The organism is Clostridioides sp. ZZV15-6383, from assembly GCF_020657735.1.
Lineage (GTDB): Bacteria > Bacillota > Clostridia > Peptostreptococcales > Peptostreptococcaceae > Clostridioides > Clostridioides difficile_D.
The window spans coordinates 21563-41908 of the sequence record NZ_JAGWCV010000028.1 but is presented as its reverse complement, the minus strand read 5'-3'; the positions used below and the strand labels follow the sequence as shown (position 1 = coordinate 41908).

At 30.2% G+C, this 20346-nt stretch carries 8 protein-coding genes and 1 riboswitch; all 8 genes read right to left on the bottom strand.

Features of this window, described 5'->3' with window-relative positions:
- Positions 1 to 25 precede the first annotated feature (25 nt).
- The 8 genes from KGF42_RS11575 to KGF42_RS11540 all read right to left on the bottom strand — a co-directional run bounded on the left by KGF42_RS11575 (position 26) and on the right by KGF42_RS11540 (position 20030).
- Positions 26 to 739 carry a PIG-L family deacetylase gene (locus KGF42_RS11575; RefSeq protein ID WP_227826359.1) on the bottom strand — a complete coding sequence of 238 codons (714 nt, stop codon included), beginning with the start codon at positions 737 to 739 and terminating at the stop codon, positions 26 to 28.
- A 102-nt stretch (positions 740 to 841) separates the two neighbouring features.
- Entirely contained in the window at positions 842 to 2713 is a 1872-nt protein-coding gene (locus tag KGF42_RS11570) for a cell wall-binding repeat-containing protein (RefSeq protein WP_227826358.1), read from the bottom strand.
- A gap of 415 nt (positions 2714 to 3128) precedes the next feature.
- A complete protein-coding gene (secA, locus tag KGF42_RS11565; RefSeq protein ID WP_227826357.1) occupies positions 3129 to 5471 on the bottom strand; it encodes a preprotein translocase subunit SecA in 2343 nt (780 codons plus the stop codon).
- Positions 5472 to 5717: 246 nt separating this feature from the next.
- On the bottom strand, positions 5718 to 7916 hold the full coding sequence (slpA, locus tag KGF42_RS11560; RefSeq protein WP_227826356.1) for an S-layer protein SlpA: 2199 nt from the start codon (positions 7914 to 7916) through the stop codon (positions 5718 to 5720).
- A gap of 289 nt (positions 7917 to 8205) precedes the next feature.
- Complete coding sequence (locus KGF42_RS11555) at positions 8206 to 9804, bottom strand: cell wall-binding repeat-containing protein (RefSeq protein WP_227826355.1); 1599 nt, start codon at positions 9802 to 9804, stop codon at positions 8206 to 8208.
- A 217-nt stretch (positions 9805 to 10021) separates the two neighbouring features.
- On the bottom strand, positions 10022 to 11623 hold the full coding sequence (locus KGF42_RS11550) for a cell wall-binding protein Cwp11 (protein ID WP_227826365.1): 1602 nt from the start codon (positions 11621 to 11623) through the stop codon (positions 10022 to 10024).
- Positions 11624 to 11984: 361 nt separating this feature from the next.
- On the bottom strand, positions 11985 to 13850 hold the full coding sequence (locus KGF42_RS11545; RefSeq protein ID WP_227826354.1) for a cell wall-binding protein Cwp10: 1866 nt from the start codon (positions 13848 to 13850) through the stop codon (positions 11985 to 11987).
- A 210-nt stretch (positions 13851 to 14060) separates the two neighbouring features.
- Positions 14061 to 20030 (bottom strand): M60 family metallopeptidase, encoded by a 5970-nt coding sequence (locus KGF42_RS11540; protein ID WP_227826353.1) that lies wholly within the window; start codon positions 20028 to 20030, stop codon positions 14061 to 14063.
- 122 nt (positions 20031 to 20152) lie between these two features.
- Positions 20153 to 20238, bottom strand: a riboswitch (cyclic di-GMP riboswitch).
- Positions 20239 to 20346 lie beyond the last annotated feature (108 nt).

Genomic DNA, 20346 nt, shown 5'->3' with positions numbered 1-20346 from the left:
ATCCTCCTAGTTTTTATATTAATGTTTATGGAGCATGTACATATTGGATTTTATTAGATTTTAGTTCATCAAAGTGAGATTTCACAGAATGATATCCAATTGCATAGTTCCCATTTTCAGGGTTCCATTTCTTGTACGCATCCATAGCATTTAATAATTTCTCTTCTTGACTACTCAAAACCTTCCATACTCTAACATTTGGATTAACTTTTTTGAAATCATTATAATCGTATGGCTCTACATAAAATCTTAAATCTTTTATTTTTCCTTCTTTATACAATTCCAATGCAGCTTCACCTAATGCTCTATGGTCTTCATGTATTCCAAGAGCTTTATATGGTGTAACTGTCTTCACTTTAGCATCAGGATGTTTTTCTAAATATTTTAGTATTATCTCTCTTGCTTTGTCTTTACTCAGTTCTCCATCATGAGCTCTGTTATTTTCTATATGTATATTATTTTCTTTAACTCCCATTGCTTTGCAACTATCTTTAAATTCTTCATCTCTATTTTTTGAAAAATCACTTTCTGATAAAGAATATTTATGTACATCTTTAATATGATAAGAACATGACCCTCCATCATCTAATACTTTTCTTATTATTGACTTACTGCCATCAGTACATAATATAACATGTGTATCACTTTTTTCTACATGTTCAATTATTGCACTACCCATACTTAATGTTTCATCATCTTGGTGTGGGGAAAAAAACAATGTTTCTTCTATCACTATCATATCCTCCTATCTGTCAAGAGCAAGTTATACTTTAATGGATATTATGTCGATAGAAAAAGATTCCTATAAATAATAAGGAATCCTTTTCTATATTGTTGATTATTACCATCCCAGTATTTTGCCTATTTTTTGAACTACAGTCAATTCTACCCCATTACCTATTTGAGTTACTTCTGCACCAAGATTTAATTTTTTATCAAGAGCACTCTTTTGTGAGTCTGTTATATCAGTTTTAGCTAGAAGTATTGGACCTTTCCCTGCTGCTAAAGGACCTGCTGCTAATGCGTCTACTAGCATACCATTATTTCCATATCCATCTTTTGCTATATATAGTTTATCTAATTTGTCATAATATGTTTCTATAACTTTAGCGTTGGTATCATGTCTTGTTTCTCCTTCAACTCTTTGAACTTTTCTATCTTTATCAATATCAACAAGTTGATTTTCAATTTGACTAGATACATTATTAGAACCACCAACTATTCCAATCTCTTTTCCATCAATCAACTTAATAGCTTCTGCTGAGAGATCATTCCAACCATTTACTATTATAGGAGCCTTAAGTTCAGCAGCTTTAGCAGCTATACTCATAGCATCAGCTTCTCCTTTTGCACCTACTACAAATGCTTCTTTAAAAGAACCCATAGCTTTTGCTACTGCTACTGAAGTTGTATGTCTATCCTCTCCAACCAATCTTTCAACATTCTTAGTTACTGATTCTAATTGCTTCTTAGCTGTGTTTGATACTGCTGATTCTCCACCTACTATATATATTTTAGCTGATGGAGTTTTCTTAATTATTTCTTTTATATAATCTAAAGTTACTTTAGGTATTTCATTATCAGATGCCAACAATATAGGTGCTTTTTTAGATTGAGCTAGTGGTGTTGCTGCTAATCCATCAACTAATTTATTTGAATTAACTATAACTATATTGTCAGTGTATTCTGTTTGTTTTGCTATAGCTACAGCAGTTGTATATCTATCTTCTCCAGCTATCAAATTAACTTTTGTATTTCCATCTAATGCAGCTTTAACATCTTTTAACTCTTTTTCATTAGTACTTTCTACAGTAAGTTCTATCGCTTTTCCAGATGTATCGGTATATTTAACAGTGAATTTATACTTTCCTGTTTCTGAATCTTTTGCTGAAATATCATTAATTGATTTTCCTGCACTATTTGCTATTGTATTACCTTGAATAGTTAATCTATATCCATCATATAAATCTTGTGGTGAAACTGTATTTAAATCACTATTTTTTATAGTTATCTCAGCTAATTGAATATCCTCAATATTTTTAGCTCCTGCTACACCTAATTTATTTATTTTATTTACTCTAAATCCTTCTGCTGAAGGGTCTAAGTTTGTTCCAGTTGAATCAACTGGATTTACTGTTAAATCAATTTTTTCATCACCAATACCTACATCTATAGTTCTAGAAGTTACTGTTTCTGTTTTGTCGCTTAAAGTTATAACTAACTTGTCTTTAGCACTATCATATGATGCTTTTACCTCTGCAACTTTATAAATTCCATTAGTTTCAGTTTTAGCCTTCTCTGTTATAGCATTAGCTTCAGCTGAAAGGTCTGCTGAATTTTCATATTTTTCAATTGCCTCAGCAACCACTTCATTTGCACTATTTGTTACATGCCCTTTATCTGATATAGTAACAAGAAGGTCTTTATTTTCTCCTAAAGCATTTACTAATTTCTCTAATTCATCTATATTAGTTATTACTTTTAATTTTGATGAATTCTCGCCAACTTTTATTTCATATATTGGCTGTCCAACTTGAGAGCCTCCTGTATATCTCTGAGCCATTAGTTCTCTAACTTTTGAAACTAATTCTGTTGCTTCCTTTTTAGTTATTGTTTGTTTCTTTACTTGTGTAGTTTCTGCAGCAAAAATTGGAGCTACTGACGTACTTACCATTGCAGCTGCCATAATTACATAAATACTTTTTCTATTCATATATTTCCCCCTACAAAATTCAGTTTTTCACCATTTTTTCCTTATTTACCAATTATAATATAATTTACATATTATTTCAATAAACTGTAGATATTGTAATATTTGGATATTTTATTAACAAAAATTAACAAGAGTAATTTAAATTTATTATTGTATACTAAAAAGTAACAAAATTGTAATTTTTTTTTTTAATCATAGAGATAACTCATAGACTTTTTACTATCTTTATAGTATAATATTAAATGGAAGAAAGAAATTTCAAGCATCTCTTTTTTCCGTATTTCTCACACAGGAAAAGAGGCTGACGTTCAGCCTCTTTTTCATTATTATAAATATTTATCTATATGAGTGTGTACTGTAAAATAAATTTTACTTTAATCTTAATATATAAAAAGTGACCCAATGGGTCACTTTTTTAGTTAAATTTATATAGATATTGCACTGTTGTTATTCTTATATTCTTATTTAAAGCTTCAAACATCTCATAACCCTCTATAGCATACTCTTTAAATGGATCTTTTTGTGCATAAGATTTAAGACCTATATATTGTCTTAGTTGATCCATTGCATCTATATGGTCAACCCAATAAGTATCCACAACTTGAAGTAATACTCGTTTCTCTAATTGAGCCAATTCTTCAATTCCAATCATCATCTTCTTAAGATCATAAACACGCTTTGAAATCTGATATGTTTGATTTACTATTTCTTCAACACTTTTTTTATCTAAATCTGGAATTAATAAAGTATCAGCTGGCATAAAAGTATTATATAAATACTTAAAATATCCATGATAGTCTCTAACTTTTTTTAAGTACTTTTCAGCTGCCTCTGTAATAATATCCATAACCATTTTTTGTATCTCTTCTTCAATATCAGAACCATCCAGCACCTTATTTCTTTCATCATATATTACTTTTCTTTGCTCATTAATAGTATCATCGTATTTAAGAACATTTTTTCTTTGTTCAAAGTTTTTACCTTCAATGCCTTTTTGTGCTCTTTCTATTGCTCTATTTAAAGCCTTACTTTCTAATGCTTCATCTTCATTGGCATTCATTCTCTTTAATATTTTTTCTATACTTTTTCCACCATACAATTTTATTACTTCATCCTCTAAACTTACAAAGAATCTAGAAGTTCCAGGGTCACCTTGTCTTCCCGAACGCCCTCTAAGCTGATTATCAATTCTTCTTGTCTCATGTCTTTCAGTACCTATAACATACAAGCCACCTAACTCTTTCACCTTTTCTTCTTCTTCTTTATCTCCAGCTCCAAGTGATATATCAGTTCCTCTACCTGCCATATTAGTAGCAATTGTAACAGAACCTAATTTACCAGCTTTGGATATTATTTCAGCTTCCTTATCATGTTGTTTAGCATTTAATACCTCGTGCTTTACACCCTTCTTTTTAAGTAGTTTAGATAATTTCTCAGATTTCTCAATTGAAACGGTTCCTACAAGCACTGGTTGTTTAGTTTTATTTATCCTTATTATTTCCTCCACAACAGCATTGTACTTTGCACGTTCTGTTTTAAATACTTTATCATGCAAATCAGCTCTTATAACAGGTTTATTAGTTGGTATCTGAACAACATTAATCTTATATGTAGCTTCAAACTCACTTTCCTCTGTCTTTGCTGTACCTGTCATTCCTGATAATTTAGAATATAATCTGAAGAAATTTTGAAATGTTACAGTTGCCATGGTCTTTGATTCATCATTTATCTTTACGCCTTCTTTAGCTTCAATAGCTTGATGAAGACCATCAGTAAACCTTCTTCCATCCATTATTCTTCCCGTAAATTCATCTACAATTAGTATCTCATTATCTCTAACAACATATTCAACATCTATGTCCATTAATTTATGTGCTCTTAGAGATTGATTTACATGGTGAAAAATTTCTATATTATCTATATGAGTGATATTTTCTATTCCAAAAAATTTCTCAGCTTTACTAAGACCACTTGCAGTAAGTGCTATAGTTTTATCTTTTCTATCCATTTCAAAATCTTCATCTTTTATAGTTTTTATAAACGCATTTGCAAGTTCATATAACTTAGTACCTTCATCCCCTTCACCAGCAATTATAAGTGGAGTTCTAGCTTCATCTATAAGTATTGAATCAACCTCATCAACTATAGCAAAGTTTAGTTCTCTTTGAACTTTGTCTAATTTTTTGGTTACCATATTATCTCTTAGATAATCGAATCCATACTCATTGTTTGTACCATAAGTAATGTCACATTGATATTGTAATTTTCGTTCTGCTGGTTCTTGCCCATTAATAATTACTCCTACTGTTAGTCCCAAGAATTCATATACTGGCTGCATAAGTTCTTTATCACGTTGAGCTAAGTAATCATTAACCGTTATGACATGTACACCCTTACCTGTCAATGCATTTAAATAAACTGGAGCTACTCCTACTAGAGTCTTTCCTTCTCCAGTTCTCATCTCTGCTATTTTCCCTTGATGTAATACAATCCCACCAATTAATTGAACTCTATATTGACGCATACCTAATATTCTTTTTGATACTTCTCTTACAACAGCAAAGGCTTCTGGCAAGATGTCATCTAAGGTTTCTCCTTTACTTAATCTATCCTTAAATACATGTGTCATATTTTTTAATGCTTCATCATCTAATATTTGTACACTATCTTCTAAAGCATCTATTTTATCTACTATATTATTTAATTTTTTAATTTCTAATTCATCTGTTTTGTCTAGTATTACATCTAAAACTGACATATTTAATTTACCTCCTAAATTGTTTTCCACTTACTATTATACCTTAAAATGATGGAATAGTAGACATTTATTTTAAGGTATAGTATAATAATGATACTTAAATAAATAATTACATCTTATTTTTTAAGTGTTTCTCACATTAAAAAGAGGCTAATTTAGCCTCTTTTTTATTTATAAAAATTTATATTCAAACTAAAAAAGGTTCCTCAAAAGAGAAACCTTTTTATTCAATATATAAAATTTATATTACATATCTAATAAATCTTTTAATTTACTAACAACTGAGTCAGCTATTCCTTGACCTACTTGTACTAAGTTCTTAGCACCATTAGTAGTAGCAGTTTTGCTTACAGCTACATGTTGTTCAGCTGATAAATTATCAGTTGCTAAAATAATTGGAGCAGGAGAAGCATCTTTAGTTATGTCTCCATCTTCATTATGTGTAGAACCATAGTTTCCAGCTACTGCTGCTGCTGCTAAAGCATCAACTAATTGATCTTCTTTAGTTGAACCATCTTTTGCTAAGAAGTAATTTGAAACTCCATCTTTATCAAAATATTCTTTTATAACTTCAGCATTAGTTGCTTGTCTATCTGCACCACTAATTCTTTCTGGAGATTTTCCAGTAGCATCATCTATATAATCTTCCATTTTAGCAGAAACACTATTTTCTCCACCGATTATATCTACTTGTGCATCATCTAAGAAATCTTCAGCTTCTTTAGATAATTTATCAGCTTTTCCATCTACAACTACTATTGGAGTAGCTTCACCATCTTTTATCTGAGATGCAACTGGAGCAATACTCATAGCATCTGCTAACCCTGTTCCACCTACTACATAAGCTTTATCATTTATATCTATTTCATCAGCTATAGCTAATGAAGTTTCATATCTATCATCACCTGATAATCTAGTTACTTTAAGTCCCATATCTTTTAGTTCATTTTCAACGTCTTTAGATATAGAATTTACACCACCTGCTATAAAAACTTCTTTATTATTTTTTATTCCTGTTGAAGAATTTAAGTCCATAACTCTTTTTATTTCAGCTCTTGTTGATGAGTCTAATTTATCTTTAGAACTTAATAATAAAGGAGCATCTTTTTCTGCTGCTAAAGGAGATGCTACTAATCCATCAACTATAGCTTGAGAACCTACTAATACAACATTATTTACAGGATTTCCATATAAAGCATTTTTATCAGTAGAATTATAGTATTTACGGCTTAATTCTATAGCAGTTTCTATTCTATCACTACCTGCTACAGTTTGTACATTTGAATAACTATTGTTATAAGTTATTAAATCATCTATATAGTCTGCTAATTTTTTTGTTGTTGAAGCTTTTAAAACTATTTTTGCTGGAGTATCTTTATCTCCTAAAATAGTTTTTGTTGAAGAAGCAGCTAAAGTATTTAATCTTTTTCCTTCTGGGAATATAGTTACTTCATAATCTCCATCAGTATTTTTCACAGCTACTTTTCCATCATTTATATTTTTAAGCATATAACTTAAACTTTCTGGATCAGTATCGCTAACATCTGTGAATACGTATTGTTTAGCTAAATCTTTAGCTTTTGTAGTTGAACTTGAACTTACATCTATTGTTTTTTCTATAGCTTTTATTACTCTAACAGTAGTTGTAGCACCAGGATCTGCTGGAGTTTTTTCTGTATTTGTTGTAACTAAACTACCAACTTTTTTAGTATTTGCATCAAATTTAAATGAATTATCAAAATCTAATACTTTAGTATCACCTTCTGTTATTGTTGCATTTGTAGTGTCAAGAGTTATTACACTAACATCACCTTGAACTGCATTTGAATCTTTAATTACCCCATATGAGAATCCTGATAATCCAGTTGCAGCTGATATTGTAAGAACTTTTTTACCACTACCATTAGTAGTAACAGTCGCTTTCACTGCATCTTTAACTTTAAGAGGAGCATCTCCTGCTATAACTTTATTGTTAGCAGAATCAAATTTTGCTATACCTGCTTCAGATCCTGCTGCTACTTCAACTAATGTTTTCTCAGAAGCATTTATTTGATCTGCATATTTTTGTATATCATCTGCACTTAATGAAGCAGCTGGAACTTCTGCATTAGCACCATAAGTAATTTTAAAATCTACATATTTTCCATCACCTAAACCTTTAAGTTGGTTTTTAGTAAGAGTTTCTAACTGTTCTGCTATTGCATCTTTATCACTACCATCTGCCTTTGGTGCTAATGTAGTAATTGGTTTTCCATCAAATTCAACACCAACTGATGTAATAGTTCCATCTTTTATCTTTGCCTTTAATTCTTTAAGTAATTTTTCATATTTGTCTTGTACTACCGTATATCCTTCTTCTTTAACAGTAGTATCAGCAAATATTGGAGCAGCAGAACCTACAACAGTAACAGCTGCCATTGCCATTGCTAAATTTTTCTTCTTCATTTCTTAAATTCCTCCCAACATTATATTAATTACATCTCTTTAATTATGTACATTAAATTTCCATGTTCATATAATCCAAATATTTCTCACACTCTTATGATAGACTATATAAAATATAATTTCAATAATTTATGCAAAATTAATTGAAGTTTTTTCCAACAAATTAATTGTTTTTTCACCATTTTTATATTTTTTAAATTATTTTTTATAATTTCCTCACTTATTTTAATTTTATATATCTATTTTTACAAATTTGTTATATCTTTTCCAATATAAATTAATATAAAATCTAACTATTTAAAAATTCCATTGTTGCATTCACTTCTCCTTTACCAGAAACATGCATACCAAACCCAAAACTATAAAATTCTTCTTTCAACATATTCTCATTATACTTAGAAGACTTCTTCCATAAATCAAAAATAGACTTAGCAATATCCTTTGCATCTTTAGAGGCATAAACAGATTTAACATTCATTGGTAGATATGCAATATTTTCACCACTTCTTGCTCCAAATCCAAAAAATACTTCAGCTGCATTTTTACCATCAATCTCATGGGCAAACACCTTCTTATCATCCATATATTTAGACCATGCATTTGCCATTCCAGCTAAAGAATCTAATTCTCTTAAACTCTTCTTACCTTTTTCTTTTCTATATGAATTAACTAAATCGTACATCTCATTAGATACCATAGCCTTAAACTCATAACTATTAGGGTCTTTTGTACTTGTATTTACAACTACCTTAACATTTACACTAATCTCACTCTTCTGACCTAAATTATCCACTACACTTATATTTAAAACATATATTCCAGCCTTGTTAATATCTACATTTCCTTCAACATTAGTCTTTAAATCATTTCCATAATAATCAGTAGCAACTATATTTAACATACTATTATCAAACTTATCCCCTACAGAAATCTCTACATCATTAGCAGTGATTGTAGGCATTGTATTTTTATCAGATGCAGAACTAATACATTGGTCACCAACCTTCTTATCCATTCCTCCTAAAGAAGTAACTTCATCAGCACCTCTAAGCACACTCTTATCACTTCCATCATTAACAAGTACTATAGGTTTGTCCTTAGCCAACGGAGAACCAGCCACAGCATCAACTAACTTATACCCTTGAGAAACATAAAACTTCTTTGTTCCCTTATAAAAGCGTTGTATAACCTTCTTGTTAGTCTCAAATCTATCCTTACCAGCAATCCTAACAGAATTAGTCTTATTCACTAGTTCATTACTCATTATCTCCTCTGACCCAAGAGAATAGCATTGAACGCCATCAACCTTAAATGGTATAATCTTTCCATCAGTAAGTATAACAGGAACTCCATCTCTAGCAGCTACAGAAGATACACTCATTGCATCAGCCTCACCTGTATATCCATTTACAAGAAAAACCTTATCTCCATCATTTACTGGTTTAATAGATGAAATCTCCTTAGCTATAAGATAGCTAGTCTTTATTCTATCATCACCACCAATTCTTTTAACCTCAATCCCCTTATTCTTAAGTTGATTTTCTACAGATTTACCTATTGTATCCTCTGTACCTATAACATAAGCATTCTTAACATCCTTTAATCTTTTTTCAACATCTGTTGGTATCTTATCTCTTTGTACCAACATTATAGGAGCTTTTGCAACTCCAGATAATCCACTTGCACTTAATCCATCTACTATAGAATTATCAGTATTTACTAATATGACTGTATCATATATTTGTCTATCTGCTATCAATGCAGAAGTCTCATATCTATCTTTCCCTTGTATCTTTTCTATACTTGAAAGTGCATTGATATTTGGTGCTCCTGCCATTATTAATGATATTGTCAATCCTATCGATAATACTCTCTTATTTACCTTCATCGAACTCCTCCTACTAATTTTTTATATAATTCAGCTAATCATAAATTACACCCTCAGTAGTGATTCCCTCAAAATTTACAAACTACTAAAACAAAAAACATCTAAAATACCATAACCTATAAAGCAATAACAAAACAGATTACAAAAAGTACTTTAGATGTGATTTTGATTTTATAATATCAGTAAATTAACAAAAAAACAACATTTATGGAATTTTTTACAAGCTACCTTCATTGCCATTTAAAAACTCTTGAGTAGCATGCACTTGACCATCAGATAATATATAAAGCCCAAATCCAGTACTATAAAACTCATCACTAAGCATGTTTGCATTGTATTCTGGAGATTTCTTCCACACTTCAAATATAGCCTTTGCCAAGTCTTTTGCATCTTGTGTAGTTTGAACGTTCTTAGAATCTATATAAATATATGCTATATTTTCCTCACTTCTCATTCCAAACTCAGAAAATACTTGTGGAGCATTTTTACCATCTATATAATGTGCAAATACTTTTTTATCCATCATATACTTAGACCACGCATTTGCCATACCTTCTAGCTTACTAGATACTACCAAAGGCTCTTTACCTTTTTCTTTTCTATAGGAATTAATTAAGTTATACATTTCAGTAGACACCATTCTTTTAAATTCTGGGCTGTTGTAATCATGAGATTTATCATCTAGCACTTTTATTTCTACTCTTTTTTCTGTACTTTTCCCCAATTCATCTGTAGCCTTTAATGTCAACATGTATGTACCTACTCTATTTGTATCTATAAATCCATCAACTTCTATTGGCAATACCTTCCCAGTGTTATCTTTAGCCACTATATTTAACTTGCCAGTGTCAAACTTTTCACCCTTATATATCTCTGTACTTCCAACTGTAATTGTTGGGGGTTGTCCATTTGACTTTGAAGCATTTATACATTGTTGTACTACCTTCTCATCTATTTCACCTACAGAAGTTATATTCTTAGTTCCTTCTAATACAGTCTTATCACTTCCATCATTTACTAGTACCATTGGAGAGTTTTTAGTAAGTGGTGCCGCTGCTATTGCATCTACTAATTGGTATCCATCTGATACATAGAATCCATCTGCACTCTTAAAAAAGTAGTCTATTACCTTTTTGTTAGTTTCAAATCGGTCAGTTCCTTCTATTCTTACTGAGTTTGTATTTTTAACTAGAGGCTTACTCATTATCTCCTCTGAGCCTATACAATATGATTGAATATTTTTTACATCAAAAGGCACACTCTTTCCATCTGTAAGTATGATTGGAGCTCCATCTCTAGTAGCTACTGATGATACACTCATTGCATCTGCTTCTCCACTATATGCATTAGTTAATAGTACTTTATCCACTTTTTTTATAGTTGCTATTTCTTTAGCTATTAAATAGCTTGTTTTTAGTCTATCTTCTCCACCAATTCTTTTGACCTCTATATTTTTAGAATCTAGTTCTTTTTCTACTGATTTACTTATAGTATCTTCTGTACCTATTATGTATGCTTTTTTGATATTTTTTAAACATCTACTTGTGTCTGCTGGTATCTTATTTTGTTGTGTAAATAGTATTGGTGCTTTTGTAGCACCTGACAATCCACTTGCACTTAATCCATCTGCAAGTGATTTTTCTGTATTTACTAAAATTACTATTTCATAGTTCTGTCTATCAGCTATCTTTGCTGCTGTTTCATATCTATCTTTACCATATATTTTTTCTACTACTGATGATGCATTTACACTTTTGAAGTTTACTAAGATTAATGATACTGCCAGACCTAATGATAATATTTTTTTGTTCATTTTCATATCCCCCTGATGATTTTTATATTTTATATTGTAATTATTTTCCATTTATTTTCTCTTTATTTTCCATATATTATAGAGTATATATGATATTAATATATCTAGTCTATACATTAATATTTTATTTTATTAAATTTAGAAAATTATTTTTGACTTCAATTTAAAGATGTTCAAAATTTAATTTATATTTATATATGAAAGATACATGATTTATTTAAAATTAAACTTATATACTGCTTAAATTATTATACATTTTAACCTCAATATTATTAAATTATTAAGATAATAAAAATAAAATAAGAATGCACTTTTAGATATATAAATTTATATCTAAATACATTCTTATTTTCGATTTACTTAATATTTATTTTTCAATTAAACTCTTAATCTTATCTACTACAGATGAAGCTATTCCTCCACCTACTTCAAACAACTTTGATGAATTTTTACCTTTTAATGACGATTCTTGTGATTTATCTAACGTATTTGTAGCAAGTATAACTGGTGAATTGTTTTTAGCTGCTAATGGTCCGACTGCTAAAGCGTCTATAAGTTTATCTTGATTTGCAACTACAACTCCATCTAGCTTGGATTGAGAATAGAATTTATCTATTACTTTGGCATTAGTATCTTGTCTAGTTTGACCTGCCACTCTATTGTTTGATATATCTTTGTTTGCTATTTTTCCAACCTGTTCAATAGCCTTATTAGATATTTTTTCTATTCCACCAATAAAGTATATATTTGACACCTTGTTTGATTTAATAAATTGTTCTACTTCATTATCTACACCATCTTTTTGTGTAAGTACTATTGGAGTTTTTTCTTTACCAGCCAGTGATGCTATTGATAATGAATCAGCTTCTCCATTTCCTGCCCCTATATACAACTTGCTTACATTATTCGTCTTATCTATTTCTTTTGCTATATTAATAGAAGTTTGATATCTTGTATCTCCACCTATTCTTTGTACTGATATTTTTGAATTTACAGCTTTGATAGCTTCAACAACTGAATTTGGCATTGAATTGTTTCCACCTATCACAATTACTTTTGATGGATTTAGTCTTTTCAATTCTTCTACAGTTCTTTGAGGAAGCTTTTCATTTGATGATAAAAGAATTGGTGAATTTTTTACACTAGCAAGTGGTGTAGCTGTAAGTCCATCCACCATACTTTTATCTTCTCCATTTACTATTACAACTGTATCTGATTTTGTCCAACCACTTTGAGATATTTTGGCAGCTGTCTCAAATCTATCAGCACCTTTTAATTTTTTGACTGTGACATTAGATGTAGAATCACTTGAACTTCCACCACTAGATGAACCACCTGAATCATTTCCTCCACCATTATTTCCACTACTACCATTATCTGGTGGTAATTCATCTGGTTTGGATAATTCATTTTCAACTATGTACTCTAAACTTTTAGGAAGTATAACTTCAACATGTTTGTTTATTGTAGCTTTTCTTCCCCTAGTTGTTTTTTGTGATAAGCCAAGTTTTAATATTACATTTGAATCACTTTCTTCTGTTTCTTTACTAACAACAGAATAGTTTATCCTAATATTTTTTAATAAATATTCAAGTGCTTCACTTTTCTCTACCTTATACTTTTCAGGGTCATTTTTACTAGAACCAGTTCCTCCAATTGGTTTTACTTCACTCTCATTAATAAGGGTAAATATTAAACCTTCATCAGAGTTTATACTTTCATAATCCACTGTTTTATTGTTATATGTTACAATTTTTAAAGCTGGTTTATCACTTGTTCCATTTCCTAAAACTTTATAGCCAGCATTTGAGTTACTACCAGATTTTTTTACAGATATTCTTCCTATATTCAATCTATTTCCATCTAGTAAATCCTCATTTGATGTAACATATATATCTAATGTAGTTGTATTAGTTGATTTGTTGTATTCTGCTCTACAAGTAGCATTCGCATTTCCACTTTTTATCTGAGATTTTATATTATCAGACCAACTAATTTTTTCTTTCTGCTCATTACCTACTACTTCAACCTCACCTTGTACTTTTATACTAGCTTGAAATGAATATACTATGTTTTCTACTGAGTCCACAGATATATCTATAGTATTTACTTTCTCATACGTTTTTGTTCCTTGCAAAACTGGAGCTGCATATGCACATGTAACACTACCAGTTACAGCTACTGCCATAGTTGACATTGCTATGGTTCTTATAAAAGATTTTCTTTTACTCATTAACACCCGTCCTTATCTATCATTGGCTAGATGGATAAAATTACTCATCCACCTAGCTTTTATATTTAATTTATAAATTACCCTAAACTTATAGTTACATTTATATACTTTACTTTTAACATCTACTATTTTTAAACTATTCTAGTACCTAATCATATTAAATATGCAATGTTAGTACTAGTATTTTTTGGTTTTTTAGAGTTCCACCTACTATTTATCTCTAATAATATTACCTTTTACTTTATTACTCACAACTATAACCTTCTTATTACTAACATCAATAGCATTTCTTGTAACTTTTCTAACTTTACTATTACTATCAGTAAGACTTATTGTCTTTAACTCATCATAATTCTTAGCTCCTACAGTTACATACATTGTATCACTTACAAATCTTTGACCTACTGGAGTATCTCCTTGAAGGTCATTATATCTATATAATTCAGCCTTAACCTTATCACTTAAAGAATCAAAGCCTTCTTTTGGCATATAGTAAACCCATGTACCTTTACTTATTTCACCTAATCCACCTTTTTCTGGCACTTCTGCAAATAAGAGTGCTTCTCCAGATATAGTTTTATTATTTTTATCTATAAGTAATGGTAAATTAAACGCTGGATTTCCACTGTATTCTCCTGTAATTACTATTGAACCAGCTGGAATCTTAGCTGTTTCATTTTCACTTGTATTAGGGTCATCACTTTGATATACATAATCTTCTGCTAGTTTTCCAATTCCATTAGTACGAGTTTGGTCTACACTATTTACTGTTCCAATCTCTATATTGTCACCTGGAGGACCAATTATATCCAACTCTGCAACTTCTATATTAGACTTATTGTTTGATATTAGTTTTACATATCTAGCTTGGTATGTCCAAAGTTTACCATCTTTATTAAATGTAACTCTAGCTTCATTATCTTGGTCTTTTCCTCCACCAACTAAATCTTGTCCATATTCAAAAGTTCCTTGGCTAACATCTTCCCAATTCTTTTTATCATTACTTACTTGTATCTTATAATTAGTTAAAGGGCTGTATGTTGTACTAGTGTCCTTTCTAAAGTTAAATAATCCTTTTAATGATAATTTTCTAGCTTCAGTTTTTGGCTTTGTATATTTTAACCCTACTATAGGCAATGTTTCCTTCATATCTACTATTATATATGGATTTTCTTCTACATTTATATCTGGGTCTTTTTGTGGGTCTTTATTCCACTCAGCTTTACTTATTCTCTTTCCTTTATATGTAGTACTTGCATCATTATCCTTGATGTTATCAATCTCTGGATTTTGTAATGGTCCATGTGAGTCATTTTCAGTTCTAACATCACCATCAGAAACAGTGTTTGTTATAAATGACCATGCTGATTTGTTTATTTTTCCTTCATCTGATAATTTTACAGTACCAACTTCAAACTCATCTGTTGGATTTAGATGATAATCATATGCAACTACTTTATATGTAAATGCTCTATTATTAAGAGGAGATATATTGTCAGTAAATTTAGCTTGGCTATTTCCTTTTGCATCTACAAATCCCACTGTTCTATATTTTACTTGAGTTCCATTTTCACCATCTAAGTAGTTTCCATCACTTCTTATTATCTCATATCCCAATATCTTATCTTTGTCTTTATCAACATCTAGGTCTATAGATATTTTATTAGATTTAACTAGAGAACCACTTTGTGCCCCATCAGCAAAACCAGCACTTACTTTTGTATCCTCTGCCATGCTTGCTATATTTTCATTTAAAATCTTTCTTCTAGCTTCATCATTTATATATTGTATCTTTCTAGTCTCTTTTGCGTACTTTTTACTATCCATTATACTGTTTAGCTCTTGTGTAATTTCTACTCCCCATGCCTTAAAGTAATCTCTTAAATCTTTTTCAACAACACTTGATGCCATTGCAACTAACATTTGGTCTTTTGGTAAATTATTGATTGGGTCACCACTTGAAAGTGCCCTGTATTTTCTTGAAATTTTAGCGTAGAATGTATCATTGCTTAAATCAGCATCCGAGTTATTCTTTAGCATTGAACCAGTAAAATCATCGTCATAAACTAAATGTAATTGCCACAACATTCCAAGTCTCTCAAATACATTACTTGGTATACCTAAACTGTTTGAAGTTACATGTTCATATATCTTATCCATTGTTGAACCTTCAAGTCTTGAGTGTGTCTTATCATCAAATGTTTGAGCAAGTAAAGCAAGTACATTGTTACTAGTTTCGCTATATGTCATCTTACCAATGTCTGTAACATGTCCTATCTCATGACCTATTCCCCATCCAAATAAACTTCCTCCTGTAGCTTTTCCACTAGCATCTATTTGGAAAGGTACTCCATTCATAAGTCCTGGAACTGAACCATACTCTACTCCTACATGTAAACCAGAAGCATACATAAATGCTCCAATAAACATTCTTTGATATTTTATATTCATACGAGATTTAGGAGCCATATCATTTTTAGTTATGTCAAATTCATTGTCATCTACAGTTCCATTACCATCTAAGTCTTGTGTCTTAAATACTCCTCTTTCAGAATATATTAAGTCCATTATTTGTTCCCATGCAAGCATACTATTGTACAATCTATCTACTTGTGTATTTAAATCAGAATTTCCTTTTGATATTCCTTGATATACAGCTGTTGCAGGAACATTTAATGTAACTTTATCACTTTCAATATCTGTAGTGTTTAATACACCAGTTGCTTCTGAATATCCATATGAATTGCCAATATTCGTTCCTGGATAATATGGTTCTCCATTTATATCATTCTTATATTTAGTTAATTCTTCTATATAGGCTCTTATCTTTTTCTTAGATTCAGAAACTCCTTCAGGACTCTTATCATTTATCATTCCATTTAAGTTAAGATGTGGTATCTTAGTAGCTCCTGCTACACGTACCTTTATATCTCCACCACTTGGAGTATCATAAGGGTATCTTATGTACAAGCTTCCTCCACACTCTACATCTAAACTATGAAGCTTACTTAACTGAATTACATTTTTACCAGTGTTAAGATTTATTTCTCCACTCTTATATGCACCAGACTCTCCATAGTATTGTGTATATATCAGCTTAGGAGTTCTACCACTTTTACTTCCAACATATACTGTGATTTCATCTCCAGCTCTAGCAGCTACACCCAATGCTTGCCAATCATTTCCCATACCTAGATTATTAGACTTAACAGTATAGTTCCCACTCTTATCTTTGTATCTTCCTGAAACATTTATATCTTGATTTACAGTTGTTACATCAGCAAGTGTAGCTCTATCGTTATACAAGTCTTGTGCTAGCTTTAATTCTCTATCAATAACTGTCTTATATGGATGATATTCCCCACTCACTTTATCAGGAGTACTAATTCTATCTTTTAATTCCGTTATTTTTTCTTGAGTTACATCTTCTTTTAATTCAACTTGTAAGTCATCTACAAATAAATTTCTTACATCTTTTTCTATACTGTCATACTCATAGAATTTAAGTTCTGATATATTCGCTTTATATGAATAAGAAGAACAAACACTTACTTGTACTTTAGTAGCATTTATTGGTTCCTTTAATCTGACCATTACATATATATTATTATTTACAGGGTCTGTCTTTGTTTCAAAAGGTACATCACCTAAATTATGTACTTGCCCATTTTCGTCCCAGTATTGTATTTCAAAATCATTAATTGTCTTATCAGAAACATCAAAGCGAGGTGTAGCCATAAAAGTATCCATAGTATAAGCTTTATCAAAAGTTATTATTGGCCCTCTATTCGTTCCCTCGGCTGCATTATATGTTGGGAATGTCCAGTGTGTTGTAAAGTCTCCATCTACTATATTGAATCTATCAAATGGATTTTTATCATTATATTCACTTTTGTCATATCCATCTGGATAAGCAACATCTACAATGTGATTTGTTGGTATTCCAAAGCCTGCATCTAACTTAGTAGTATTAATTAGTCTATAGTTAGGTGTTGTTGGAGCATCCATACTTTCAGTTGTACCTATATATGTTTTAGACATTCCACTAGTTCCCAAGTGGTTAGTAGCTGTCATTTTAACTTCATATGTTGTATTATCCTTAAGACCTTCTATCTTTGAACTTGTCCCACGAATAAGCTTATCATTGTATTTTATCCAGGATCCATTAGAGCCTTTTTCTTTATAGTACAAATCAAAGTCTTTAGCTTGTTTATGATTTTTCCAACTTACATCAAGAGATTTAAATTTACCTTTGACATTTATACCTTCTGGTGGTTCTGGTTTTGTATCTGGAACAACTTGAAATTCTATTATACTATCAGGACTAAATTGTATAGGCTTATAGTTTGAGTCTACATTTTCTGGAACTCCATCCAAGTTTTCTGCTGTTGCATCTTTATATCCACTACTCCAATCTCCATTTAAAGACTGTATGCTAACTCTATATAATCCATATGCTTGTATATCTCTAACATCTATAGTATTTTTACTAGTTTGTAATTTTTTAGTTGATAATACCTTTCCGCTACTGTCAATCGTATCTAATATAAGCTCATATGCTGATACATTTACTTCATTATTCCAATAAAAAGATACCTTTTCATTTCCAACAGCAGTACTAGTTGATATTTTATTGATTTTAGGTATATTCATATCTGGCTTTGGTATTTCTTTATAAACATTATTTAAAAACTCAACCTTAGATATTTCTGCAAGATTTCTATCATTTGCTGTTGTAGCTGTTATTTTTATTGTTATCTTTTTTACTGCTACTTGTTTACCAAGATTTATTACTATATCGCTATCTTGAACTTCTGCATATGTTTCTACTGCTGACCTACCGTATGTAGATATTGTAGAACTATCATCTTTGCTGATATTGTCTTCTTGTTTTGATGTATCTTTGTCTGAATCAGACTTATCTGTTGATGAATTTTCTTTATCATTATTTTCTTTATCATTATTTTCTTTATCGTTATTTTCTTTATCAGTTGTATTTGAAGTTGAATCTTCTTTATCATTTTTTTCTTCTTGATTACTGTCTAAGTTATTATTATCAGACTGCTCTATATTTTCATCTTTATTATTTGTTTCTTCTTGTTCATTGTTTACTTCCTCTTGCTTCTGTTCCTCTTTTAAAGTTTCCACATATTCTTTATTTTCATAAGGAACCTGCTGAACATTACCATCTTTATCTGTAACTTCAACTATTCCTTTTGCTGGAGCATTCCCTTCAGGTGCTTTTATATTTATGACTTCCATATCAAGTGCTTCTGATAAAGCTATATCCATTACTGCTGGTTTTTCTTCTGATATCTTATCACCTGCATTTACTGGAGATATTTTAACTCCACTATTCTCTTCACTGAATAAATCCTCTACAGTACCCTGAATATTTGTATAACTGTTTTTTTCTAATGTTATTTTACTTGTATCTACTATAGGATTAGTAGATACTATACTCTCTAGGCTTTTTGCGTCTTCACTTTGCCCTAAATTTTTCTGAACATAATCTAGGTCAGCAATATCTACCTTTCCATCTCTATTTAAATCATATTCACTTTTATTTGAATTTATATTTTTTAATACATTCTCATAATCACTCTTATCCACTTTTCCATCATTATTTACATCACCCATCAAGAATAGTTCATAGTTTAAAGGTTGATTTTTATCATCTACACTTGCTCTATTGCTTAATAAAACTCTTTGTGAATAACTTGATATATCAATGTCTTTAATTTCCTTACTATTAAAGCCACCTCCAGATACCTCTACATTGTATTTTCCAACAGGTAAATTATTAAATACAATATTATAATATGATATATTTTCATCTTTATTTTTTATTTCACTTCTACTTGCAGATAGTTTCTTTATAGTATATTCTATATTATCTGTCCCAACATTTACTGTTCCTGAATCTTTTTCTCCAAGCTTTATTATTCCACTATTGTTACGATTATCTTCTAATCGTAACTGCATATTAGTCATACTTTCTGACTCATTATTTTTTATTGGAAGTGAAAAATTTAAATCTACTTCAAGACTCCCCCTTAACTTTTCTGTAACTGATTTTTCAACTGCTCTTATCTTACCCTCTAATATAGGTTCTGCAAAAACGTTTAGTGGTGCACTACACATCGATACTGCTAGTACACAAGATATTGCCTTTTTCATGAAACAACAATCCTCCCTTAATAAATATCTAACTTTTCATGAATTTAAATACTATAAGTTTCAGACAATAAAAAAGACACTCAAAGAGAATCTTAATTATAAAATAAAAAGACTTTACTCTTTTTAGCAACTGGCTGATATGGCTTTAAAAGCTTTAATCCCTATAGTTTTGCGTCATTAGATTTCCCTAATTTTGCCATTTAATTTTCACTACTTTCTTACCCATTTTATATTATATTTAAACTTTTTAATACAATTTTTTCAAATTAAATTATAAAAAAATAACATTTATATTAATCTATTAATATAAATGTTA

Excerpts from the sequence above, each read along its gene's own strand:
- KGF42_RS11575 (WP_227826359.1), bottom strand. The coding sequence starts at position 739 with ATGATAGTGATAGAAGAAACATTGTTTTTTTCCCCACACCAAGATGAT.
- KGF42_RS11570 (WP_227826358.1), bottom strand. The coding sequence starts at position 2,713 with ATGAATAGAAAAAGTATTTATGTAATTATGGCAGCTGCAATGGTAAGT.
- secA (WP_227826357.1), bottom strand. The coding sequence starts at position 5,471 with ATGTCAGTTTTAGATGTAATACTAGACAAAACAGATGAATTAGAAATT.
- slpA (WP_227826356.1), bottom strand. The coding sequence starts at position 7,916 with ATGAAGAAGAAAAATTTAGCAATGGCAATGGCAGCTGTTACTGTTGTA.
- KGF42_RS11555 (WP_227826355.1), bottom strand. The coding sequence starts at position 9,804 with ATGAAGGTAAATAAGAGAGTATTATCGATAGGATTGACAATATCATTA.
- KGF42_RS11550 (WP_227826365.1), bottom strand. The coding sequence starts at position 11,623 with ATGAAAATGAACAAAAAAATATTATCATTAGGTCTGGCAGTATCATTA.
- KGF42_RS11545 (WP_227826354.1), bottom strand. The coding sequence starts at position 13,850 with ATGAGTAAAAGAAAATCTTTTATAAGAACCATAGCAATGTCAACTATG.
- KGF42_RS11540 (WP_227826353.1), bottom strand. The coding sequence starts at position 20,030 with ATGAAAAAGGCAATATCTTGTGTACTAGCAGTATCGATGTGTAGTGCA.